16 protein-coding genes are annotated in these 23,651 nt (G+C 70.5%); 6 read left to right on the plus strand and 10 right to left on the minus strand.

What is annotated here, in order from left to right; translation table 11 throughout:
• Position 1: 1 nt before the first annotated feature.
• Genes pgi through tkt form a run of 5 tightly spaced genes read right to left on the minus strand, consistent with a single transcriptional unit; the run spans position 2 to position 7,438 of the window.
• Positions 2–1,654: a glucose-6-phosphate isomerase gene (gene pgi / locus AC5DRG_RS43560; protein WP_491805390.1), complete on the minus strand. Its 1,653-nt coding sequence runs from the start codon at positions 1,652–1,654 to the stop codon at positions 2–4.
• Positions 1,647–2,582, minus strand: a complete 936-nt coding sequence (gene opcA / locus AC5DRG_RS43565; protein ID WP_491805392.1) for a glucose-6-phosphate dehydrogenase assembly protein OpcA — start codon at positions 2,580–2,582, stop codon at positions 1,647–1,649. The genes pgi and opcA overlap by 8 nt, the downstream gene beginning before the upstream one ends.
• Positions 2,579–4,198, minus strand: coding sequence for a glucose-6-phosphate dehydrogenase (zwf, locus tag AC5DRG_RS43570; protein ID WP_491805394.1), 1,620 nt, complete (start codon positions 4,196–4,198; stop codon positions 2,579–2,581). Before zwf ends, opcA begins: the two co-directional genes overlap by 4 nt.
• The gene (gene tal / locus AC5DRG_RS43575; RefSeq protein ID WP_491805396.1) at positions 4,195–5,343 is read right to left on the minus strand and encodes a transaldolase; all 1,149 of its coding nucleotides are present in this window, start codon (positions 5,341–5,343) and stop codon (positions 4,195–4,197) included. The genes zwf and tal overlap by 4 nt, the downstream gene beginning before the upstream one ends.
• Before the next feature lie 19 nt (positions 5,344–5,362).
• Positions 5,363–7,438, minus strand: a complete 2,076-nt coding sequence (gene tkt, locus AC5DRG_RS43580) for a transketolase (protein ID WP_491805398.1) — start codon at positions 7,436–7,438, stop codon at positions 5,363–5,365.
• Between the two features lie 146 nt (positions 7,439–7,584).
• Here tkt and AC5DRG_RS43585 point away from each other — a divergent pair, with 146 nt between their 5' ends.
• Positions 7,585–8,544 (plus strand): helix-turn-helix domain-containing protein, encoded by a 960-nt coding sequence (locus tag AC5DRG_RS43585; RefSeq protein ID WP_491805400.1) that lies wholly within the window; start codon positions 7,585–7,587, stop codon positions 8,542–8,544.
• A gap of 265 nt (positions 8,545–8,809) precedes the next feature.
• Here AC5DRG_RS43585 and AC5DRG_RS43590 read toward each other — a convergent pair whose 3' ends face one another.
• Together AC5DRG_RS43590 and AC5DRG_RS43595 are read right to left on the minus strand one after the other, a co-directional pair.
• A complete protein-coding gene (locus tag AC5DRG_RS43590) occupies positions 8,810–10,228 on the minus strand; it encodes a glycoside hydrolase family 16 protein (protein WP_491805402.1) in 1,419 nt (472 codons plus the stop codon).
• Positions 10,229–10,414: 186 nt separating this feature from the next.
• Positions 10,415–11,653 (minus strand): L,D-transpeptidase, encoded by a 1,239-nt coding sequence (locus AC5DRG_RS43595; protein ID WP_491805404.1) that lies wholly within the window; start codon positions 11,651–11,653, stop codon positions 10,415–10,417.
• A gap of 352 nt (positions 11,654–12,005) precedes the next feature.
• Here AC5DRG_RS43595 and AC5DRG_RS43600 point away from each other — a divergent pair, with 352 nt between their 5' ends.
• The 4 genes from AC5DRG_RS43600 (at position 12,006) to AC5DRG_RS43615 (ending at position 17,469) form a co-directional block, all read left to right on the plus strand.
• Positions 12,006–14,849, plus strand: a complete 2,844-nt coding sequence (locus AC5DRG_RS43600; RefSeq protein ID WP_491805406.1) for an FAD/NAD(P)-binding protein — start codon at positions 12,006–12,008, stop codon at positions 14,847–14,849.
• A gap of 105 nt (positions 14,850–14,954) precedes the next feature.
• Complete coding sequence (locus AC5DRG_RS43605) at positions 14,955–16,154, plus strand: NAD(P)/FAD-dependent oxidoreductase (protein WP_491805408.1); 1,200 nt, start codon at positions 14,955–14,957, stop codon at positions 16,152–16,154.
• Between the two features lie 18 nt (positions 16,155–16,172).
• A complete protein-coding gene (locus AC5DRG_RS43610; protein ID WP_491805410.1) occupies positions 16,173–16,556 on the plus strand; it encodes a DoxX family protein in 384 nt (127 codons plus the stop codon).
• 22 nt (positions 16,557–16,578) lie between these two features.
• On the plus strand, positions 16,579–17,469 hold the full coding sequence (locus AC5DRG_RS43615; RefSeq protein ID WP_491805412.1) for an RNA polymerase sigma-70 factor: 891 nt from the start codon (positions 16,579–16,581) through the stop codon (positions 17,467–17,469).
• On the opposite strand, the gene AC5DRG_RS43620 is transcribed toward AC5DRG_RS43615, so the two are convergent.
• From AC5DRG_RS43620 to AC5DRG_RS43630, 3 genes are all read right to left on the minus strand, one after another.
• Positions 17,456–19,552: an MMPL family transporter gene (locus tag AC5DRG_RS43620; RefSeq protein ID WP_491805413.1), complete on the minus strand. Its 2,097-nt coding sequence runs from the start codon at positions 19,550–19,552 to the stop codon at positions 17,456–17,458. The genes AC5DRG_RS43615 and AC5DRG_RS43620 overlap by 14 nt on opposite strands.
• 133 nt (positions 19,553–19,685) lie before the next feature.
• A complete protein-coding gene (locus AC5DRG_RS43625) occupies positions 19,686–20,354 on the minus strand; it encodes a response regulator (protein WP_491805415.1) in 669 nt (222 codons plus the stop codon).
• Positions 20,351–21,544 carry a sensor histidine kinase gene (locus AC5DRG_RS43630; RefSeq protein ID WP_491805417.1) on the minus strand — a complete coding sequence of 398 codons (1,194 nt, stop codon included), beginning with the start codon at positions 21,542–21,544 and terminating at the stop codon, positions 20,351–20,353. The genes AC5DRG_RS43625 and AC5DRG_RS43630 overlap by 4 nt, the downstream gene beginning before the upstream one ends.
• Positions 21,545–21,809: 265 nt before the next feature.
• Here AC5DRG_RS43630 and AC5DRG_RS43635 point away from each other — a divergent pair, with 265 nt between their 5' ends.
• Positions 21,810–23,597: a sulfatase-like hydrolase/transferase gene (locus AC5DRG_RS43635; protein WP_491805419.1), complete on the plus strand. Its 1,788-nt coding sequence runs from the start codon at positions 21,810–21,812 to the stop codon at positions 23,595–23,597.
• The last annotated feature ends 54 nt before the right edge of the window (positions 23,598–23,651 follow it).

Consider the following 23,651-nt stretch of genomic DNA (forward strand, 5'->3'; position numbering starts at 1 on the left):
GTCAGTGCACTTCCTTGAGTTCGCGGTACGCGGCCACGAGGGCGGCGGTGGAGGGATCGAGGCCGGGGACGTCGGCGCCCTCGGTCAGGGCGGGCTCGACGCGCTTGGCCAGCACCTTGCCGAGCTCGACGCCCCACTGGTCGAAGGAGTCGATGTTCCAGATCGCGCCCTGGACGAACACCTTGTGCTCGTAGAGGGCGATGAGCTGGCCGAGGACCGACGGGGTCAGCTCACGGGCCAGGATCGTGGTGGTTGGGTGGTTGCCGTTGAAGGTCTTGTGTGGGACCAGTTCCTCGGCCACACCCTCCGCCCGCACCTCGTCCGGGGTCTTCCCGAAGGCCAACGCCTGGGTCTGCGCGAAGAAGTTGGCCATCAGCAGGTCGTGCTGGGCCTTGAGTCCCTCGCTCAGCTCATCGACCGGGTTGGCGAAGCCGATGAAGTCGGCCGGGATCAACTTCGTGCCCTGGTGGATGAGTTGGTAGTAGGCGTGCTGCCCGTTGGTGCCGGGCGTGCCCCACACCACCGGGCCGGTCTGCCAGTCCACGGCGTGTCCGTCACGGTCCACCGACTTGCCGTTGGACTCCATGTCCAGCTGCTGCAAGTAGGCCGTGAACTTGGACAGGTAGTGCGAGTACGGCAGCACGGCATGCGACTGGGCGTCGAAGAAGTTGCCGTACCAGACGCCCAACAGGCCAAGGAGCAAAGGTGCGTTGGCCTCGGCGGGCGCGGTGCGGAAGTGCTCGTCGACGAGCCGGAACCCGTCCAGCATCTCCCGGAACCGGTCCGGGCCGATGGCGATCATCAGCGACAGGCCGATCGCGGAGTCGTACGAGTAGCGGCCGCCGACCCAGTCCCAGAACTCGAACATGTTGTCCGGGTCGATACCGAACTCGGTGACCTTGCCGGCGTTGGTCGACAGTGCCACGAAGTGCTTGGCGACCGCCTTGTCCTCGCCGCCGAGACCGGCCAGCAGCCAGGACCGGGCGGAGGTGGCGTTGGTGATCGTCTCGATCGTGGTGAACGTCTTGGAGGCGACGATGAACAGGGTCTCCGCCGGGTCCAAGTCCCTTACGGCCTCGTGGAGATCGGCGCCGTCCACGTTCGACACGAAGCGCAGCGTCAGCGAGCGGTCGGTGAAGGCGCGCAGCGCCTCGTAGGCCATCGCCGGGCCCAGGTCGGAGCCGCCGATGCCGATGTTGACGACGTTCTTGATGCGCTTGCCGGTGTGGCCGGTCCAGGCGCCGGAGCGGACCCGGTCGGCGAAGTCGGCCATCTTGTCGAGGACGGCGTGGACTTCGGGGACGACGTTCTCGCCGTCGACCTCGACCACCGCGTCCCGCGAGGCGCGCAGCGCGGTGTGCAGTACGGCGCGGTCCTCGGTGATGTTGATCCGCTCGCCGCCGAACATCGCGTCGCGCAGCCCGAACACGCCGGTGGCGGCGGCCAGTTCCTGGAGGAGCGCGAGCGTCTCGTCGGTGATCAGGTTCTTCGAGTAGTCGATGCGCAGGTCGCCCACACGCACGACGTAGCGCTCCGCACGCCCGGGGTCCGCCGCGAACAGCTCACGCAGCTGCGGGTGCAGCAGCGCGTCGGCGCGATGGTCCTCCAGGGCGACCCACTCGGGTCGCCGGGTGAGCCGGGGTGAGTCAGACATGACTAACGGTCTCCTTGGTGCCGCCGCCAGCGAGGGCGATGGCGTACATCTCGTCCGCGTCGAGGCGCCGCAGCTCCTCGGCGATCAGTTCGGAGGTGGTGCGGACCTTCAGCGCGAGGGTGCGGGACGGCTGGCCCGGCAGGGACAGCGTGGCCAGCGGGCCCTCGGGACGGTCGATGACGATCTCGCCGTTCGCGGTGCCGAGGCGTACGGCCGTGACGACCGGGCCCGCGGTCACGACCCGCTCGACCGTGACGCCGAGGCGGGCCTCCAGCCAGCGGGCCAGCAGCTCGGCGCTCGGGTTCTCCGCCTCGCTCTCGACGGTCCCCGAGGTGATCGGTACCCGGGCCTGGTCCAGGGCCGCGGCCAGCATCGAACGCCACGGCGTCAGCCGGGTCCAGGCGAGGTCGGTGTCGCCGGGCGCGTACGAGGCGACCCGGGCCGCCAGCGCGGTCAGCGGGCGCTCGACGGCGTACATGTCGGTGATCCGGCGCTGGGCGAGCGCGCCCAGCGCGTCCTTCGACGGGTTCTCCGGGGAGTCCACCGGCCACCACACCACGACCGGCGCGTCCGGCAGCAGCAGCGGCAGCACCACGGAGTCGGCGTGGTCGGACACCTCGCCGTACATCCGCAGCACGACCGTCTCGCCGGTGCCCGCGTCGGCGCCCACCCGGACCTCGGCGTCGAGGTGCGAGTTCGTACGGTCGCGCGGGGAGCGGGCGTGTCGCTTGATGACGACCAGGGTGCGCGAGGGGTGCTCGTGCGAGGCCTCCTCGGCCGCCTTGATCGAGTCGTAGGCGTTCTCCTCGTCCGTGACGATGACCATCGTCAGGACCATGCCCACGGCAGGAGTGCCGATGGCGCGGCGACCCTGCACCAGCGCCTTGTTGATCTTACTTGCCGTGGTGTCGCTCAGGTCGATCTTCATGGCCTGCGCCAGCTCCGTCCGTCTCGTGCGAGCATCTCGTCCGCCTCCTCGGGACCCCAGGTGCCCGAGGGGTACTGCGCGGGCGTGCCGTGCCTGCCCCAGTACTCCTCGATCGGGTCGAGGATCTTCCAGGACTCTTCCACTTCCTGGTGACGGGGGAACAGGTTGGCGTCGCCGAGCAGCACATCCAGGATGAGCCGCTCGTACGCCTCGGGGCTCGACTCCGTGAACGACTCGCCGTACGCGAAGTCCATGGACACGTCGCGGATCTCCATCGACGTACCCGGCACCTTGGAGCCGAAGCGCACCGTCATGCCCTCGTCCGGCTGGACGCGGATCACGATCGCGTTCTGGCCCAGCTCCTCGGTGGCGGTGGAGTCGAAGGGGGAGTGGGGTGCCCGCTTGAAGACGACCGCGATCTCGGTGACGCGGCGGCCAAGACGCTTGCCGGTGCGGAGATAGAACGGGATGCCCGCCCAGCGGCGGTTGTCGACCTCCAGCTTGACGGCCGCGTACGTGTCGGTCTTCGACTGGGGGTTGATGCCGTCCTCGTCCAGGTATCCGAGGACCTTCTCGCCGCCCTGCCAGCCCTCCGCGTACTGGGCGCGCACGGTGTGATCGCCCAGGTTCTCCGGGATCCGCACCTGCTTGAGGACCTTGAGCTTCTCCGTGAGGAGGGACTCGGCGTCGAAGGCGATGGGCTCCTCCATGGCGGTGAGCGCCATCAGCTGGAGGAGGTGGTTCTGGATGACGTCACGGGCGGCGCCGATGCCGTCGTAGTAGCCGGCCCGGCCGCCGATGCCGATGTCCTCGGCCATCGTGATCTGGACGTGGTCGACGTACGACCGGTTCCAGATGGGCTCGTACATCTGGTTGGCGAAGCGCAGCGCCAGGATGTTCTGGACGGTCTCCTTGCCGAGGTAGTGGTCGATGCGGAACACCTGGTCCGGCTCGAACACGTCGTGCACCAGGGCGTTGAGCTCGCGGGCGCTCGCCAGGTCGTGGCCGAAGGGCTTCTCGATGACCGCGCGCCGCCAGGCGCCCTGCGGCGGGTTCGCCAGCCCGTGCTTCTTCAGCTGCTGGACGACCTTGGGGAAGAACTTCGGCGGTACGGAGAGGTAGAAGGCGAAGTTGCCGCCCGTGCCCCGGGACGCGTCGAGCTCGTCGACGGCCGCCCTGAGCTGCTTGAACGCCGTGTCGTCGTCGAAGTCGCCCGGGATGAACCGCATGCCCTCGGCGAGCTGCTGCCACACCTCCTCGCGGAAGGGGGTGCGGGAGTGCTCGCGCACCGAGTCGTGCACCACCTGCGCGAAGTCCTGGTCCTCCCAGTCGCGCCGGGCGAAGCCGACGAGGGAGAAGCCCGGCGGGAGCATGCCGCGGTTGGCGAGGTCGTAGACCGCCGGCATCAGCTTCTTGCGGGACAGGTCGCCGGTGACGCCGAAGATGACGAGACCGGACGGGCCCGCGATACGGGGGAGACGGCGGTCGCCGGCGTGACGCAGCGGATTGGTCCAGTCGGCCACCGGAATCGGCGCCTCCGCCGGCGCGGCGGCCTCAGCGGCCTTGGCCACTTCAGCGGCCTCGGCAGCGGCCGCCTTCTGAGAAGCCTTGCTCATTCCCCGTCAACCCCCTTGCTGTCCAGCGACTTCGTCACGGCGTCCAGCAGGTCCTGCCAGGCCACCGCGAACTTGGCGACACCCTCGTCCTCCAGCTGCTCGACGACCTCGTCGTACGAGATCCCCAGCGCTTCCACGGCCGCGAGGTCGGCGCGGGCCTGCGCGTAGCCGCCGGTCACCGTGTCGCCGATGATCAGGCCGTGCTCGGCGGTGGCGTCGAGGGTGGCCTCCGGCATGGTGTTGACGGTGCCGGGCGCGACCAGCTCGTCGACGTACAGCGTGCTCTTGTACGACGGGTCCTTGACGCCGGTCGAGGCCCACAGCGGGCGCTGCTTGTTGGCCTTGGCACCGGAGAGGGCGGTCCACCGAGCACCGCCGAAGACCTCCTCGTAGGCCTCGTATGCGAGCCGGGCGTTGGCCAGCGCGGCCTTGCCCTTGAGCGCGAGGGCCTCGTCCGAGCCGATGACGGTCAGCCGCTTGTCGATCTCGGAGTCGACGCGGGAGACGAAGAAGGAGGCGACGGAGTGGATGGAAGAGAGGTCGATGCCCGCGGCCTGGGCCTTCTCCAGGCCGGCGAGGTAGGCGTCCATGACCTCGCGGTAGCGCTCCAGGGAGAAGATCAGCGTGACGTTGACGCTGATGCCCGCGCCGATGACCTCGGTGATGGCGGGCAGGCCGGCCTTGGTCGCCGGGATCTTGATCATCACATTGGGGCGGTCGACCAGCCAGGCGAGCTGCTTGGCCTCGGCGATCGTGGCCGCCGTCTCGTGGGCGAGGCGGGGGTCGACCTCGATGGAGACACGGCCGTCGCGCCCGCCGGTGGCGTCGTACACCGGACGCAGGATGTCGGCGGCGGCGCGGACGTCGGCGGTGGTCATCATCCGTACGGCCTCGTCGACCGTCACGCCCCGTACGGCCAGGTCCGCGAGCTGCTCCTCGTAGCCCTCGCCGGAACCGATGGCGGCCTGGAAGATCGACGGGTTGGTGGTGACACCCACCACATGCTTCGTGTCGACGAGTTCGGCGAGGTTGCCGGAGGTGATCCGCTTGCGCGACAGGTCGTCCAGCCAGATGGAGACGCCCTCGTCGGAGAGGCTCTTGAGCGCTCCCGCGGTGGCGGTTGCTTCGGTGGTCACAGTGATCATCTTCTTTCTGGCGATCGGATCAACCGCGCGCGGCAGCGAGGGATTCCCGGGCTGCGGCGGCGACGTTCTCGGCGGTGAAGCCGTACTCGGCGAACAGGGTCTTGGCATCGGCGGAGGCGCCGAAGTGTTCGAGGGAGACGATGCGTCCTGCGTCACCTACGAAGCGGTACCACGTCAGACCCACCCCCGCCTCGACAGCGACACGCGCCTTCACGGACGGCGGAATCACGCTGTCGCGGTACTCGCGCGACTGCTCCTCGAACCACTCCACGGACGGCATCGACACCACACGCGTGCCGATCCCCTCGGCCTCCAGCAGCTCCCGCGCGCCGACGGCGAGCTGAACCTCGGAGCCGGTCGCGACAAGCACGACGTCGGGGGTCGCGCCGGACGAGTCCTGAAGCACATAACCGCCCTTCGCCACATCGGCGTTGACCGGCAGCGTCGGCACACCCTGTCGGGTGAGGGCGAGGCCGTGCGGGGCGGGGTCGGTGGCGTGCCGCTTGAGGATCTCGGCCCAGGCGACCGCGGTCTCGTTGGCGTCGGCGGGCCGGACGATGTTCAGCCCAGGGATGGCGCGCAGCGAGGCCAGGTGCTCGACGGGCTGATGGGTGGGCCCGTCCTCGCCGAGCCCGATGGAGTCGTGCGTCCAGACGTAAGTGACCGGCAACTGCATCAGCGCGGAGAGCCGAACGGCGTTGCGCATGTAGTCGGAGAACACAAGGAAAGTGCCACCGTAGATACGAGTATTTCCATGCAGGGCGATGCCGTTCATCTCCGCGGCCATGGAGTGCTCGCGGATGCCGAAGTGGATCGTACGGCCGTAGGGGTCGGCCTCCGGGAGGGGGTTGCCCTTGGGCAGGAAGGACGAGGCCTTGTCGATGGTGGTGTTGTTCGAGCCGGCCAGGTCGGCGGAGCCGCCCCACAGCTCGGGCAGGACCGCGCCGAGCGCCTGGAGCACCTTGCCGGAGGCGGCGCGGGTGGCGACGGACGTGCCCTCCTCGAAGACCGGCAGCGACTGCTCCCAGCCCTCGGGCAGCTGACCGGCGACGATCCGGTCGAAGAGCTTCGCGCGCTCGGGGTCGGCGGTACGCCACTCGGCGATCCGCTTGTCCCACGCGGAGTGCGCCTCGGCGCCGCGGTCGAGGGCACGCCGGCTGTGGGCGAGAACCTCGTCGCTGACCTCGAAGGATCGCTCCGGGTCGAAGCCGAGCAGACGCTTGGTGGCGGCGATCTCGTCCGCGCCGAGCGCGGAACCGTGGGAGGCCTCGGTGTTCTGGGCGTTCGGGGCGGGCCAGGCGATGATCGTGCGCATGGCGATGATCGAGGGCCGCTCGGTCTCGGCCCGCGCAGCCTGGAGCGCCGCGTACAGCGCGTGGACGTCGACATCACCATCGGCGGAGGGCTCGATGCGCTGGGTGTGCCAGCCGTAAGCCTCATACCGCTTCAGCACGTCCTCGGAGAAGGCGGTAGCGGTGTCGCCCTCGATGGAGATGTGGTTGTCGTCGTAGACGAAGACCAGGTTGCCGAGCTTCTGGTGGCCGGCGAGGGAGGATGCCTCGGCGGAGATCCCTTCCTCCAGGTCACCGTCGGAGACGATCGCCCAGATGGTGTGGTCGAAGGGCGACTCGCCCTCGGCGGCCTCCGGATCGAACAGACCACGCTCATAGCGGGCGGCCATCGCCATACCCACCGCGTTGGCGACGCCCTGCCCGAGCGGCCCGGTGGTGGTCTCGACCCCCGCGGTGTGCCCGTACTCGGGGTGACCGGGCGTCTTCGACCCATGCGTCCGGAACGCCTTGAGATCATCGAGCTCCAGCTCGTACCCGGAAAGGAAGAGCTGCGTGTACAGGGTCAGCGAGGTGTGCCCGGGGGAGAGGACAAAACGATCCCGGCCGGTCCACTCGGGATCCGCCGGATCGTGACGCATCACCTTCTGAAAGATCGTGTACGCGGCCGGGGCCAGGGCCATCGCGGTGCCGGGGTGGCCGTTGCCGACCTGCTGCACGGCATCGGCCGCCAGAAGGCGGGCGGTGTCGACGGCACGCCGGTCGTTTTCGGTCCACTCGAAACTGTCGGGTGTCTGCGCACTCATCTTCAAGAAATCCTCACAGGAACGGGTCGGACCAGCCGGACGCGTTCAAATCTAAAAGTCTGACTTTTACGAGGGAAGGTGCCGGTGTGTCAGCCTGTGGTGAAAGTGGGACACCGGCAGCGGTATCGAGGCGGCACGAGAAGGACATGGCGGACAGAACCATCCAAGAGGGCGAAGGTGACGGCGGCGGAGACGGGATCAGAACGTTCCCCTTCCCGGTCGACCTGAGCGTCGCCGGAGTCGGCATGCAGGTGGGCCCGATGAGCACCGACCGCACCTGGCATGCGGATGCCCCGCTGCAGCGCGTCCACCGCATCGACTTCCACGTGGTGATGTTTTTCGAGGGCGGCCCGGTACGCCACATGATCGACTTCGCGGAGTACGAGGCGGGGCCCGGGGACGTCCTGTGGATCCGCCCGGGACAGGTCCACCGCTTCTCGGACACCAGCGAGTACCGCGGCACCGTCCTGATCATGCAGCCGGGCTTCCTGCCCCGAGCCACGGTGGAGGCGACCGGCCTCTACCGCTACGACCTGCCGCCCCTCCTGCACCCGGACGAGGCGCAACTGGCCGCACTCCGGGCCGCACTGGCCAACCTGGAACGCGAGTACGAGGACACGGTCACGCTCCCACTGAGCCTGCACACCTCAGTCCTGCGCCACTCCCTGACGGCGTTCCTCCTACGCCTCGCGCACCTCGCCGCAAGCTCCGCGGAGGCGGCCGGCCAACAGGCCGACACCACCTTCACCCTGTTCCGCGACGCCGTGGAGAAGGGCTTCGCCACCAACCACAGCGTCAGCGCCTACGCCGATGCCCTCGGCTACTCCCGCCGCACCCTCGTCCGCGCGGTCCGCGCCGCCAACGGCGAGACCCCCAAGGGCTTCATCGACAAACGCGTAATCCTGGAGGCCAAACGCCTCCTGGCCCACACAGACATGCCGATCGGCCGCATCGGCGCGGCCATCGGCTTCCCCGACGCGGCGAACTTCACCAAGTTCTTCCAACTCCACACGGGGGTGACACCGGTGGCGTTCCGCGCCGAGCTGAGAGGCCAGCACGGGAAAACAACAGGCTCACAAGAGCCGCCCACAACTCACCCCCGGTGAGCTGACGGCAAACACAGGCGGGGGTTGCGGGCCGTCCCAGGCTGCCCGTCCCCACGCGCCGGCCGGGAGGGAGCCGCAGGGGGCGCGCCGGTGTCGAGAGGCCGAACGCGCGGAGGCCCGAAGGGTCGAGCACGATCGGCCTCTCGGCACCGGCACTAAGCGCCCCCGAAGGCGACCGACCCATCAAACACAGCGCGCGAACCTCTGGAGCAAGCCCGCGCTCTCGGCATCGGCACAAATCAGCCCCGGAAGCGCAACCACCCTGTCAGTGCCCGAAGTTGAACCAGTTGACGTTCACAAAGTCCGCCGACTGCCCGCTGGTGAACGTCAGATACACATCATGCGTCCCGGTAACAGAGGAGATGTTCGCCGGAACGGTAGTCCACGTCTGCCAACCCCCCGTGTTCCCCACGGAGAAGCTCCCAACAGGCGTATTCGTACGGCTATCAAGCCGCACCTCCACCAACCCACTGACCCCACTCGCCGCCCCGCTGGCCACCCGAGCGACAAACTGAGTGGCCGCCGTGGACCCGAAGTTGACGCCCGAATACAACGCCCAGTCCCCGTTGGCCAGATACCCGATGTCCTGCCCGCCACCCGTATCAGTCGTCGTCTCCGCGACGACACCGGACTGGCTGTCGTACGACTCCGCCTGGATGGCGCTGTAAGCGTCACGACTCCCGCTCGGCGGCGTAGTGGTACCGCTCCCACCAGCCGCCGACAGCACCTGCACGTAATCCACGGTCATAGGCACCCCGGACTGGGTACCGCTGTCCAGCCCACCCCCGTACGCGTCCGGGAAGCCGCCGCCCATCGCCACGTTGAGGATGATGAAGAAACCGTGGTTGGTGGCGTTGGACCAGGTCGTCGCGTCCACCTGGCTCGCGTTGACGGAGTGGAACTGGGTGCCGTCGACGGAGAAGCGGATGGTCTCCGGGGTGACCGAGCGGTCCCACTCCATGGTGTACGTATGGAAGGCCGCCTGGCAGGTCGAGCCGGGACACGTGGTGTTGCCGCCGATGCCGGTCGTCTCGTTGCACGGCCCGCCGGGGCTGGTCCCACAATGCAAGGTGGCCCACACGCGGTTGAGCCCCTGGACGTTCTCCATGATGTCCAGCTCGCCGACGCTCGGCCAGTTCTGGTAGTTGCCCCGGTAGGGCGCGCCCAGCATCCAGAACGCCGGCCAGTAGCCCTCGGCCGCCGTGCCGGTGACGTTGGGCATCTGGATGCGGGCTTCGACGCGCAGTTTGCCGCCGGACGGGGGCTGGAAGTCGGTGCGGTTGGTCTCGATGCGCCCGGAGGTCCAGTTGCCGGCCGAGTCGCGCAGCGGGGTGATGCGCAGGTTGCCGTTGCCGTCCAGGGAGACGTTGTTGGTGCTGGAGGTCATCGTCTCGACCTCGCCGGTGCCCCAGTTGGCGGGGCCGCCGGGGTAGCCGGTGCCGGTGGAATACTGCCAGTTGGTGGTGTTGACGCCGGTCCCCGCGGAGCCGGTGAAGTCGTCGAGGAAGACCTGTGTCCAGCCCGCCGGGGGAGTGGGAGCGGAGGCGTTGGCCGGGAGGGTGGCGGTCGTGGCGACCGCCGCCGCCAGGCCGAGGGTGCTGATCACCGCGATGAGGACGCGCCTCAAGGGACGGCGTCTACTGGGTATGACGGGTATGACTGGTGTGCCGGAAATCTCGCTCATGAGGGGGTGCCTCTCGAGTACGGAGTGAAGTGCACGGGTGCCATCGAGAAACGCCTCGGGCGAGACCCTGAGAGCGCTCTCAAAGTGCGGCCAATGTGCTCCCGGCCACTCCGGTCGTCAAGAGGTGTAACTGTGAAAGTCCTTCCCCCGTACGGGAGTTCACCTCATGAATTGACGCGTACCGGTCTAAAGCGCGCTGCCCGCCGTCCAGTCCGCCCACGAGAGGTTCCAGCCGTTGAGCCCGTTGGACGGGTCGACGGTCTCCTCGTTCGAGTTCTTGACGATCACCACGTCGCCGAGCATCGAGCTCTTGTAGAACTTGTAGCCCGCCACCGAGCTGTCGTTGGCGCCCTTGGTGTCGTGCAGACCGATGCAGCCGTGGCTGGTGTTCTGGCTGCCGAAGATCGAGGTCGAGGCCCAGTAGTTGCCGTGGATGAAGGTGCCGGAGGTGGTGAGGCGCTGGGCGTGCGGAACGTCGGAGATGTCGTACTCGTCGCCGAGCCCGACGGTCGACGACTCCATCCGGGTCTCCTTGAACCGCTCGCTGATCACCATGATCCCGTTCCAGGTGGTGTGGTCGGCGTCGCCGCCGGAGACGGGGTAGGTGGCGTACGTGGAGCCGTCGCGCTTGACGGTCATCTGCTTGCTCGCGAGGTCGACCGTGGTGATCTGCTCGCGGCCGATGTGGAAGGTGACGTCCTTGGACTGGACGCCGTAGACGCCGTCCGGGCCCTCGACGTCCTTGAGGCGCAGGCTGAGCGTGACCGTCGTGCCGGCCGCCCAGTAGGTCTCGGGGCGGAAGTCGAGCCGGGTGTCGCTGAACCAGTGGCCGACCACCTCGACGGCGGGCTCCGCGGTCACCGTGATCGCCTTCTCGACGGCGGCCCGGTCGGCGACCGCGTGCGTGAAGTTGATCGACACGGGCATGCCGACGCCGGAGGTGGTGTTCGCCTCGGGAGTGAAGTAGCCCACGAAGGTCTCGCCGGGCGACTTGGTGGTGAAGGTCACGGTCTCCGCGGCGGCTCCCTGTGCCTGGGCCGCGACCGTGTACTTGGTCCCCGAGTACGGGTTCTTCGTGGACGTCCAGGTCGTCTTCGCGTCGTTGAAGGACCCGGCGAGGGTGGAGCCGTCGTTTCCGGTCACCGTCACGGACGCGAGGGTGCCGTCGGTCACGGTGACCTCGACGGGGCTGGTGAACGCGGCCTTCTTGGCGCCGTCGGCGGGAGTGACCGTGATGACCGGTTTCTTCGTCGCGGCGGCCTTCACCGACGCGGTCGCCTTCGTCCCCACGGCGGCGTCCGCGGAACCGCCGCTGCAGCCGGTCAGAACGGCGGCCGGGACCACCCCGAGCGTGGCGAGGATCCCACGCCGGGACCACCGTCCGGGCTGCTGCTCGGACCGGTCGGATATGTGCGAGACGCCCACGGCAGGCCTTCCTCCGCAATGCCGCGCGGGCCACGAGGCCGAGCGCGACTGGATCACCAGTGCGGATGAATCCTGCGGTACTTCCATGGGTTGATTCTTTGAATCCCGGGGGCGTCACCTGAGATTCCTGTGAGGACCCACTGAGAGGACGCCTCAATGCGTGGTTGACCGGCGACCTCCGATTGTGAACAGAGTATGAAACGGCCGACTGGTGCCCTGAGTATCCGGTGAGATCCCCGCCCCGGCATGGCTTCCCCACCAACCCGGTCGGAATAGTAAGGAAGATAAGGAAGCCCCGGAGCCGGTGCCCGCCCCGACCGGCTCCGCAGCAGACCATCGCCGGAGGTAATTCGTGACCGAAGTCCGCAAGCGGCACACCGTGGCCATCGTGGGAGCGGGCGCGGCAGGCACCCTGACCGCACTCCAGCTGTGTGAGACGGCGACGCGCCGCCGGACACCCCTCGAAGTCGTCCTCGTCGACCCGGCCCCCGAGGCCGGCCGTGGCACCGCCTACGCCACCCCCGACCCGCGCCACCGCCTCAACGTGCCCGCAGGCGGCATGAGTTGCTACCCGGACGACCCCGGCCACTTCACCCGCTGGCTGTGCCGGCACGGCGAACCCTCCGTCACCGCCGCCGACTTCGCCACCCGCTACCGCTTCGGCGCCTATGTCGCCGACACCCTCGCCCAGGCCGTCGTCCGCGCCCACGGCACCGTCTCCGTACGCCGGCTGCGCACCCGCGCCGAGAGCTGTACCGGCACCCCCGACGGCAGGGTGGAACTCCACCTCGCCGACGGGGGACTCCTGACCGCGGACAGCGCCGTCCTCGCCACCGGCCCCGCCGCCCCGACCTCCTCCTGGGCCCCGCCCGGCCTACGCGCGAGCTCCCGCTTCATCGCCTCGCCCTGGGCCACCGGCGCCCTAGGGCCTGTGTCGGAGGTGGCGCCTGCCGGCCGACGCCCGGCACGCACTCTCGCCGCACCGGGCGAAAGCCCACGTACAACCAGTACGAGGGCTTCCACCCGGCACGCCGAGAGCACGCACCGGACGCCGCCCGGCCCGCCCTCCGGGCGGACGACGCCACCTCCGACACAGGCCCTAGACGGCCCGCGCGAGGGCGCCGCCGACATCCTCCTCGTCGGCACCGGTCTGACCGCCATCGACCTCGCGCTCAGCCTCGATGGGCCCGAGCGCACCGTGCACGCCGTCTCCCGCAACGGTCTGCTGCCCCAGCCGCACGCCCTCGGCCCGGCCGGAGTGATGAGCGCGCCCGAGGGCCTCGACGACACCTCCCTCGGCAGGCTGCGCCGCGCCGTCTACCGGCACATCAGCCGCGCCGTGCGCACCCACGGCGACTGGCGCCCCGCCCTCGACAGCCTGCGGCCCCACACCGCCCGCCTGTGGCACAGCCTTACCCCCGAGGACCGCGCCGAGTTCCTCGCGCACGAGGGCTCGCTGTGGAACACCCACCGGCACCGGATGGCGCCCGCCACCGCGGAGTCGGTCACCCGGGCCCGTAGGGCACGACGACTCCAAGTGCACACCGGCATGATCACCGACGCCGTCGAAGGGGACGACTCGCTGCGGGTCGCCCTCTCCAACGGCCGTGAAATAGAGGTCGGTTGGGTGATCGACTGCACCGGTCCCGGCCGGAGCCTCGAAGACCCCCTGTGGCGCTCGCTGTTCGAGAGCGGAGCGGCGGTTCCCGGTCCGCTGGGCATGGGGGTCGCGACCCGCGAGGGGCGGCTTCTCGACGCCCAAGGGCGGGCCGGACAGCCGCTGTTCACGCTCGGGGCCCCGCGCCGCGGCGAGCTCTGGGAGACCACGGCGATCCCCGAGATCCGCGTCCAGGCCTCCGAGCTGGCCCACCAGCTGCTCGCGCCCCTCACCCGCAAGCCCCGCACCACCCGCCGCCCCGTCGACGGCAACGGCCTCCCCCTCTCCACCCACGCCGAGGCGGCCGCCGCCCACCGCACCGGCCTCGACCGGGTCCTCAAGGTCCGCGCCGGTGCCGAGGACGCCTTCGCCCGCGCGGTCGCCCTCGACCCCGGCTTCGCCCTCGGCCACGCGGCCCTCGCCCTGCTCGGCCACGAGTGCGGCGCCGACGTCGACGTACCCCGGGCCCTCGCCGATGCCCAGCGCTCCGCCCGCGAACGGGCCGACGAGCGCGAGCGCTCCTTCGTCGACGTGGTCACCCGCCGCGTCCACGGCGACGGCGGCGACGCGGCTCTCCTACGCCACCTCGACTCCCACCCCGCCGACGCGCTCGCCCTCGCCACGGCTGTGCCCACCATCGCCTTCTCCGGCGTCAACGACCTCGACGACGACTTCGCCCTGCGCCTGGTCGAGCGCACCTCCCCGGCCTACGACGGCCACTGGTTCCACACCTCGCTGCTCGCCTTCCTCCGCCAGGAGGAGGGCCGGTGGCACGAGGCCGGCGAACTCGCCCACCGCGCCCTGGCGATCCAGCCCGCCTCCGGGCACGCCGTGCACGCGCTCGCCCACGTCCACTACGAGACCGGCGCCCATGAGAAGGGCCGGGACTGGCTGGACCGCTGGGTCTCCGGACAGGGCCGGGGCGCCGTCCACCGGGCGCACTTCTCCTGGCACATCGCCCTGCACGAACTCGCCCTCGACGACCCGGCCGCCGTCCGCAAGCGCTGGTTCACCCAGCTCGCGCCGGGCCGGGTGACGGGCGTGCGCGCCCTCGTCGACTCGGGGTCGCTGCTGTGGCGGGCCCGGCTCAGCGGCACCTGGGAGGGCGAGCTGCCCACGGCGGACATCCTGGCGTCGGTGACCAACGAGGTCCTGGAACGGCCCGCGACCGCGTTCACCGCCCTGCACGCGGCCGTCGCCCTCACCGCCGCCGGAGACCTGGCCGCCCTGCGGCGCCTGCGCGACCACGCCGCCGGCGCCGACGACGTACAACGGGAGGTCATCGCCCCGCTGTGCGAGGCGTTCGCCGCACTCGTCGAGGAGCGCTTCCACGAGGCGGCCCACGGCCTCGACGCGCTGCTGCCCGTGCTGCGCAAGGTCGGCGGCAGCGCGGCCCAGCGCGAGGTCGTCGAGGAGACGCTGCTGTATGCCTTGGTGGCGGCGGGCCGCTGCGACGCCGCCCGCCGCCTGCTGGACGCCCGCCTGGACCGTAAGCCCGCACCCCGGGACCGCCGGATGCTGGCAGGCCTACCTGCCTGAGCCGCGCCTTTGGAGTGATCTGGCTCACTTGCTGTCACACCGATCGGTCATGCGGTGTCTTGAGGCCGAACCCCTTCGAAGAGGAGGGGAAACGGAGGAGACACCGTGAGCGAGAACACCGATGTCGTTGTGATCGGCGGCGGATACGCCGGCGTCATGGCCGCCAACCGCCTGACCCGGCGCGACGACGTGACAGTGACCCTCATCAACCCGCGCCCGAACTTCGTCGAGCGGATCCGCCTGCACCAGCTTGTGGGCGGATCCCACGACGCGGTCCTCGACTACCGCAAGGTCCTGGCCGAGGGCGTCCGGCTGGTCGTCGACACCGTGACCCGGATCGACGCCCCCGAGCGAGCCGTCACTCTCGCGACCGGAGACACGGTCGGCTACGACTACCTGATCTACGCGGTCGGCAGTGGCAGCGCCGACCCGCGCGTGCCCGGAGCGGCCGAGTTCGCCTACCCGATCGGCAGTCTGGAGGAGGCGCAGCGGCTGCGGCCCGTACTCGACGCCATGCCCGCTACGGCCGCGGTGACGGTGGTCGGTGCCGGTGCGACCGGCATCGAGACCGCCGCCGAACTGGCGGAACTGGGCCGCACCGTGACCCTGGTGTGCGGCGGTGCGCTCGGCCCGTCCCTGCACCCTCGGGGCCGGCGCGCGGTGGCCAGGCGGCTGGCCAAGCTCGGGGTGAGCGTGCTCGACGGCCCCGACACGAAGGTGACCGCCGTGACAGGCGAGGCCGTGCGGCTCGCCGACGGCCGCGAGCTGCCGAGCGAGGTGACTGTCTGGACCGCCGGGTTCGGGGTCCCGGACCTGGCCGCACGCAGCGGGCTGAGCACCGACGCCCTCGGCCGGCTGCTCACGGACGAGACGTTGACGAGCGTGGACGACGTACGCATCGTCGCGGCCGGCGATTCGGCGGCGCCCTCGGACCTGCCGTACCGGATGAGCTGCCAGGCCGCCGTCCAACTGGGCCCGCAGGCCGCCGCGACGGTGCTCAGCCGGCTCGCGGGTGAGCTGCCCGCACCCGTCGACGTGGGGTTCGTCAGCCAGTGCATCAGCCTGGGCCGTCGGGCCGGCCTCCTTCAGCTCACGGGTCGGGACGACACCGCCAAGAGGTATTACGCGGGCGGCCGACTGGGCGCGCGGATCAAGGAGTTCATCTGCAAGGGCATCCCCTGGCAGCTGTCGTACGAGGCGCGCAAGCCCGGTGCGCACAAGTGGTGGACCAAGGACGACAAGCGCCGGGAGCTGCTGCGGACCAAGCGCGGCGAGGTACCGGTCACCGCTGAACAGGCCGCCTGACGACTTACGGAGACCACTATGAACCTCACCCTCTGGATCGCCGCCGGACTGCTGGCCGCGGTCGCCCTGGCCGGAGGCACCACCAAGGCGTTCGTCCCCAGGGAGAGACTGGCCGCGCAGCACGGCGGGGAATGGACCGAAAGCGTCGGCGCCGGCTTCGTCAAGCGCCTCGGGGTCCTTGAACTCCTGGCCGCGGCCGGCCTGATCCTGCCCGCCGTGCTCGACATCGCGCCGCTCATGGTGCCGGTGACCGCCGTCTGCTGGACTCTGCTCATGGTCGGCGCGATGATCACCCATGGCCGCCTGGGCCAGTTCAAGCTCGTGATGCTCAACGCGGTCTATCTCGCGCTCGCGGCCTTCGTCGCGTGGGGCCGCTTCGGCATCGAGCCCTTCACCGGCTGACGAAGACGAAAGGGACCACGCCGTGGACGCCACCGACCCGACGACCGAGACGTTCGTCGCCCACCGCAACCTGCTCTTCACCGTCGCGTACGAGATGCTCGGATCGGCCGCCGACGCGGAGGACGTCCTCCAGGAGACCTGGCTGCGGTGGGTCGGTGTCGACTTGGAGCAGGTGCGCGACCAGCGCGCCTACCTCGTCCGGATCACGACCCGGCAGGCGCTCAACCGGCTGCGCACGATGAAGCGCCGCAAGGAGGCGTACGTCGGTCCCTGGCTGCCCGAGCCGCTGCTCACCACGCCGGACGTGGCCGAGGACGTCGAGCTCGCGGAGAGTGTGTCGATGGCGCTGATGCTCGTCCTGGAGACGCTGTCGCCGACGGAGCGTGCCGTCTTCGTGCTGCGCGAGGTCTTCGACGTCGGCTACGACGAGATCGCGGCCGCCGTCGACAAGACCCCGGCGGCCGTCCGCCAGATCGCCCACCGGGCCCGTCTGCACGTCGACGCCCGCCGCCCTCGCGAGGTGGTCTCCGCGAGTGCGACCCGGGCGGCGCTGGAGTCGTTCCAGCGGGCGCTCGAAACCGGTGACCTGCAGGGCCTGCTCGACGTGCTCGCCCCTGAGGTCGTCCTGATGGGCGACGGTGGCGGAGTCAAGCAGGCCGCGCTGCGGCCGATCATCGGCGCCGACAAGGTGGGCCGCCTCATCATCGGCGGTTTCGGCAAGAACCAGCTCCCCGTCATCGTCGGCCCCACCGTGGTCAACGGCAGCCCGGCACTGGTCGTACACCTGGACGGCGAACTCGACGGCGTCATCGCGATCCGGGTCGAGGACGCCCGCATCACCGGGCTCTACTACGTCCGCAACCCCGAGAAGCTGACCCGCGTCGAATCCGAAACCACACTCACCTTGCGATGACCTCGAGCGTCTCTTCCTCCTCCCGCAGTCCGATCCGCTCGTGCGCCCGGCGCAGTGGAGTCGGTGCCCACCAGGCGCGGTGGCCGAGGAGGGCCATCGTCGCCGGGACGAGCAGCATGCGTACGACCGTGGCGTCGATGAGTACCGCGAGGGTGAGGCCGAGTCCGATCTGGAGGATGGGGGCGAAGCCGCCCGTCATGAAGGCGCCGAAGACGACGGCGAGGAGAAGGGCGGCGCAGGTGACCACGCGGCCGGAGCGGCGCAGGCCGGTCACCACGGCCTCCTGGTCGTCGGCGCCGAGGCGCCGGGCCTCGCGCATCCGGGCCAGGATGAACAGCTCGTAGTCCATGGCGAGTCCGAAGGCGATCGCGATGATCAGTGGCGGGGCGGTCAGGCTCAGCGCGCCAAGCTCCTGGGAGCCGAGGAGGCCGGCCAGATGCCCGTCCTGGAAGACCCAGGCCACCACTCCGAGCGCGGCGCCCAGACTGAGCAGCGTCGTCGCGATGGTGCGCAGGGGGATCAGCACCGAGCCGGTGAAGGCGAACAGCAGGGCGAAGATGCCGGCCAGGACGGTCACGGCCGCCCAGGGCGCACGGTCGGCGAGCATGTCCCGGAAGTCGACGAGGCGGGCGGCCACACCGGTCACCTCGACCGGCTCGTCGCCGCGCAGGTCCCGCACCCGCTGCACCAGGTCGGTGGCGCCCTCGCCGTCAGCGCTGCCGGGCGGCCGGAGTTCGACCACGGTGGCGCCACCCGGGAGGTCACGGGATTCCGAACCCGCGGACAGCGCACGGATGTTGTCGGCGGTCGCCGCGTCCGTGCCCGGCCTCAGGACGACCGTCACCGGAGAGATCCCGGTGCCCGGCGGGAAGTGCGCGTCCACGGTGTCGTACAACTGCCGTGCCTCGGTGCTCGACGGCAGCTGGTCGGCGCCCCCGATGTTGATCCGCATGCCGGTGACGGGCAGCGCAAGGACGAGGAGCACCGGCACGACCACGGCCACGACGGCGACCCGGCGACGGGTCGCGAACCGGGCCAGACGCGCGAAGAGGCGGCCCTCCTCGCCCTCCGGGAGGGTCTTCGCGGGCGGGATCCTGCCGCCGAAGCGCGTCAGCAGCGCGGGCAGCAGGGTGAGCGCGGCCAGCATGTCGATGACCACGACCGCGGCCACCGCCAGGCCCATGCTGCGCAGGAAGACACTCGGGAAGACCAACAGGCCGGTCAGGCTGACGGCGACCGTGAGCCCGGAGAACAGCACGGTCCTGCCCGCCCGTGCGACCGTGCGATGGACCGCCTCGACGACGTCCGCGGTGTCGCGTCGTTCCTCGCGGAAGCGGACCAGCAGCAACAGGGCGTAGTCCACGGCGAGTCCGAGCCCCAGCATCGTGGTGACCTGGATCGCGTACACGGAGATGTCGGTGACCTCGCTGAACAGGAACAGCGCCAGGAACGCTCCCGCGATCCCACTGACCGCGATCACCAGCGGCAGCGCGGCGGCACGCAGTCCGCCGAACACCACGAGCAGCAGGGCGAGTACGACCGGCAGTGAGATCAACTCGGCGTTCCTGACGTCCTCCTGGGCCCGTTCGCCGAGCTGCTCGCCGAGCAACGGGCCGCCGCTGACGTGCACTTCGGGCGCGTCGATCCGCTGGATACGGGCCGCCGCGTCGTCCACCGCCCGTTCCTCGGCGTCGTCGTCCAGGCCGCCCTTGAGCGTGACGGAGACGAGCAGCGCCCGCCCGTCCTCGGCGACCAGACCGCGCGTCTCGTACGGGTCCGGCACCGCCGCGACCCCGGCGAGATTCCGTACGTCCGCCACGGCCCGCTCGACCTGGCCGCGCAGCGCGGGGTCGGAGACGGCGACGCCGGAGACGACGGCGGTGAAGGACTCACCGGTCGGGTCGGCGCCGTCGAGATACTGGGCGGCCCGTTCCGACTCGGTGCCCGGGACTTCGGGCACGTTGTCGGAGAGCCGCGCGAAGACGCCCGTCCCGAGCCCGAAGCCGAGCAACAGGAAGAGCACCCACAAGAGGATGACGGTCAGCGGGCGGCGGGTCGCCGCCCGGGCGAGTGTGGACAGCACGGTCACTCCCGGCGAGTTCGACGTCTGGCAACGTGTCACTCAGGCTCGTGCGGGAGGGTGCGCCGGCGGATCGCCGGAGGGAGCGGTTTCCCGGCCTCCGTCGTACGGGGGAGAGGGGCCCGCATCTCACTCGCTAGGGGGAGCCGGGGGTCACCAGGCCCGTCTCGTACGCGCAGATGACGGCCTGTACCCGGTCCCTGAGGCCCAACTTGCCCAGCACATTGCTGACATGGGTCTTGACGGTGTGTTCGCTGACGAACAGGGTCGTGGCGATCTCCGCGTTGGACAGCCCGCGGGCCAGCAGCCGGAGGGTCTCCTCCTCGCGCGAGGTGAGCACCTCCAGGCGGCGCGGCGTGATCTCGGCGACGGCCTCCTCGCGGCGGCGCCGCACGATGTCCGCGACCAGTCGGCGCGTCACCGTCGGCGCGAGCAGCGAGTCGCCGGCCGCGACCACCCGCACGGCGTGGACGAGGTCATCGCGCCGCACGTCCTTGAGGAGAAAGCCGCTGGCGCCGGCGTACAGCGCCTCGTACACGTACTCGTCCAGGTCGAAGGTGGTCAGCATGACGACCTTGCAGCTGGACTGCGCACACACCTGCCGGGCCGCCTCCAGGCCGTCCACGACCGGCATCCGGATGTCGAGGAGCAGTACGTCGGGGGCGTGCCGGCGCACCGCGGCGACCGCCTCGGCGCCGTCCCCGGCCTCGGCGACCACCTCGATGTCCCGCTGCGCCTCCAGGATCATGCTGAAGCCGCTGCGGACCAGCTCCTGGTCGTCGGCGACGACCACCCGGATGCTCACCCCAGGGCCGCCTGCCGGTCCACGGCCACGGGCAGCCGTACGACGACCCGGAAGCCGCCCTCCGCCCCGCGCCCGGCATCCGCGCCGCCCCCGCAGGCGGCGGCCCGCTCCCGGATGCCGATGAGCCCGTGACCGCCGCCCGGGCCCGCCGGGCCGTTGCCGTCGTCCGTCACCGTGAGCGTCAATTCGGCCTCCCCCCAGTCGAGTTCGACGGTCGCCGAGGAAGCGTACGCATGCTTGACGGTATTGGTGAGCGCCTCCTGGGCCACGCGGTAGGCGGCGATCTCCGTGTCCGGGTGCAGCGGGCGCGGCTCGCCCGACGTCCGCAACTCGACGCGCAGCCCGGCGGATTCGGCGACCTGGTGGACCAGCGCGGGCAGCGCGGCTACGCCCGGCTGCGGCAGAGGGCGTGAACTGCCGCCCGTCCGCTCCTCCTTGAGCACGCCGAGAATCCGCCGCAGTTGCGTCATCGCGTCCCGTCCGGCCTCCGCGATCGCCTCGAACGCGGCCTCCGCCCGCGCCGGGTCGCTGCGCACGACGACCGGTCCCGCCTCGGCCTGCACCACCATCAGGCTCACCGCGTGGGCCAGGATGTCGTGCATGTCCCGGGCGATCCGGGCCCGTTCCTGGGCCAGCGCACGCGCGGTGTCGGCGGCCCGCTCCCGCTCCAGGCGCCGGGCCCGGGCCTCCAGTTCGGCCGTGTAGGCGCGCTGGACACGGGCGAGCATCCCGAACCCGTAGGCGCAGACGACGCTCAGCAGATGGAAGGCGTACTCGAAGGGCTGCGGGTCGAACTTGTGCTGCATGGTGACCGAGACGCCGATCAGCCAGCCCACCAGCATGATGCGCCGCTGACCGGGCGGACACGCGGCGGCCACGGTGTAGAGGACGACCAGACCGCCGTACATCACCTCCGGCGGCGGCGCGTGATGGATCGCCATGGTCGGTGTGGCCACCGACACCAGACACGCCGTCAGGAACGGTGCCCGGCGCCGCCACACCAGCGGCACCGCCGTACCGGCGCCGAGCAGGAAGCCCTGCCAGGTCAACCGGACGTCCCCGTCGTCTGGGAAGATCCACTGGAGCGAGGCGGCGAACAGCACCAGCGCGGCCAGTGCCGCGTCGACGACGTACGGGTTCGCCGTGCGCAACTGGGCGACGACCCGCGTGAACCAGGACAGGGGGGACATGAGCGGCTCCTCGGGGCAAGGGCGGTTCCAGTATCGCGACGGCGCCTGGGTCCCCGCCTCGCCGGTCGGAGGGATTTCGAGGTTCCGTTCGTGAGGGATTCTGTTCGTGATCTTTCCGATGCCCCGGACAGGGAACCGACAGCCGCGGAATTCCCTCTCACGGGTTGAAACAGAGCGTTCACACCCTGTGCATGGTCTTGCACCGAGTGTCCCGTTCATCATCGGTTCACCACCGCGCACAACTGCCGTACAGGAGACTCACCGAATGACGAGCCGCCGCCGCTTCCTCGCCGGATCCGCCGCTGTGCTGGGCGCGACCGCCGCGGTCACGGCATGCGAGGCCGGCGACGACGGGGCGCAGCCGGCCCAGGGACCGGTCGCGGAGCCCGCGCAGGCCTCCGCCGTGCCCGTCGTTCAGGCGCCGTCCAACCGGCTCAACTTCGTCGTCATCCTCGCCGACGACCTCGGCTACGGCGAACTCGGCTCCTACGGCCAGAAACTGATCCACACTCCGCGCCTGGACGCCCTCGCCGCCCAGGGGCTGCGCTTCACCGACGCCTACTCCGCCGCCCCGGTCTGCGCCCCCTCGCGCTGCTCCCTGCTCACCGGGCTGCACAGCGGACATGCCACCGTGCGCGAGAACCCGTGGGGTGCGGGCGGCCAAGGCGCCCTCACCGACCGGGACTTCACCTTCGCCGAGGCGCTGCGGGCCCTCGGCTACCGGACCGGCGTCATCGGCAAATGGGGCTTCGGCCCCGAGGAACCGGACCAGCCGAGCCACCCCAACTCCCGTGGTTTCGAGGAGTTCTACGGCTACATCACCCACGGCCACGCGCACGACTACTTCCCCGAGTACCTCTGGCACAACGGCACCAAGCAGGAGATCCCCGCCAACAAGGGCGGCGCCCGCAAGGTCTACGCGCCCGACCTCATCCAGGAACGCGCCCTCGACTTCCTCGACTCGCGCAAGAACCAGCCGTTCCTGCTCTACCTCGCCCCCACCGTCCCGCACGCCCCCAGCCAGGACCCGCACCTCGGCGACTACGCGGACGAGCCCTGGACCGGGCCCAACAAGCGGCACGCCGCCCAGGTCACCTCCTTCGACACGCTCGTCGGCGCGGTCACCGACCGGCTGACCGACCTGGGCCTCGCGCAGCGCACCATCGTCCTGGTCACCAGCGACAACGGACCGCACGAGGAGGGTGGCACCGATCCCGAACTCTTCGACGGGAACGGCCCGTTGCGCGGCTTCAAGCGCAACCTGTACGAGGGCGGCATTCGCGTCCCGCTCATCGCCTGGTCGCCGAAGAGCGTGCCGTCCGGCACCACGGACCGGCCCACCCCGCTGACCGACCTGCTGCCCACCCTCGCCGAACTCGCGGGCGCGCCCTCCCCCACGGACATCGACGGCCTCTCCCTCGCCCCGCTGCTGAGCGGCTCCAAGGACGCGGCCCGCCACGACCACCTGTACTTCTATCGCAACCACGCCGGCACCACCCCGCGCGCCGACGCCGTCGACCACGGCCGGGGCCGCCGCCTCGCGGAGGCGCTGCGGCGCGGCGACATGAAGGCGGTGCGGTTCGCCCCCGGGCAGAACCGCCGGGCGCCCGACCGGCGTTGGGAGGTCGAGCTGTACGACCTCGCGAAGGATCCCGGCGAGCAGCATGACCTGGCCGCCGCGCGGCCCGGCCAGGCCGATGCGATGGTCAAGTTGATGCGGGGTTCGTGGGCGGAGCCGTACATCCGAAAGCCGTTCGGGGTCACGCTCCAAGTGAGCGGCGAGGGAACGGAGTTGACGGTGTCCGCCACGTTCGCCAACGGTTCCGGGCGGCCCTGGACCGAGCCCAAGCTCGACCTCTTCGCGCCGAAGGGCTGGACCATCAGCTCGATCGGCCGGGTCACCGCGGTACGGCTCGGCGCGGGCGATCGCATCACCGCCCGCTGGACTGTCACCCGGCCGAAGAACGCGGGTGCGGCGACGCTCGTGTGCCGGGGCAACGCGAAGCATGCGGGGGACACCGTGACTTACGCGGGCCGTGCGACGGTTCGCTGACGTGTCTTTGCGCTCCGTTGTTCTGCGTTGTTCGTTTTCCGCGGGTCCGTGGGG

This window comes from Streptomyces sp. JLBG701 (assembly GCF_058544905.1).

Coding starts and splice junctions, on each gene's coding strand:
- pgi (WP_491805390.1), bottom strand. CDS start 1,654: ATGTCTGACTCACCCCGGCTCACCCGGCGACCCGAGTGGGTCGCCCTG.
- opcA (WP_491805392.1), bottom strand. CDS start 2,582: ATGAAGATCGACCTGAGCGACACCACGGCAAGTAAGATCAACAAGGCG.
- zwf (WP_491805394.1), bottom strand. CDS start 4,198: ATGAGCAAGGCTTCTCAGAAGGCGGCCGCTGCCGAGGCCGCTGAAGTG.
- tal (WP_491805396.1), bottom strand. CDS start 5,343: ATGATCACTGTGACCACCGAAGCAACCGCCACCGCGGGAGCGCTCAAG.
- tkt (WP_491805398.1), bottom strand. CDS start 7,438: ATGAGTGCGCAGACACCCGACAGTTTCGAGTGGACCGAAAACGACCGG.
- AC5DRG_RS43585 (WP_491805400.1), top strand. CDS start 7,585: ATGGCGGACAGAACCATCCAAGAGGGCGAAGGTGACGGCGGCGGAGAC.
- AC5DRG_RS43590 (WP_491805402.1), bottom strand. CDS start 10,228: ATGAGCGAGATTTCCGGCACACCAGTCATACCCGTCATACCCAGTAGA.
- AC5DRG_RS43610 (WP_491805410.1), top strand. CDS start 16,173: ATGAACCTCACCCTCTGGATCGCCGCCGGACTGCTGGCCGCGGTCGCC.
- AC5DRG_RS43630 (WP_491805417.1), bottom strand. CDS start 21,544: ATGTCCCCCCTGTCCTGGTTCACGCGGGTCGTCGCCCAGTTGCGCACG.
- AC5DRG_RS43635 (WP_491805419.1), top strand. CDS start 21,810: ATGACGAGCCGCCGCCGCTTCCTCGCCGGATCCGCCGCTGTGCTGGGC.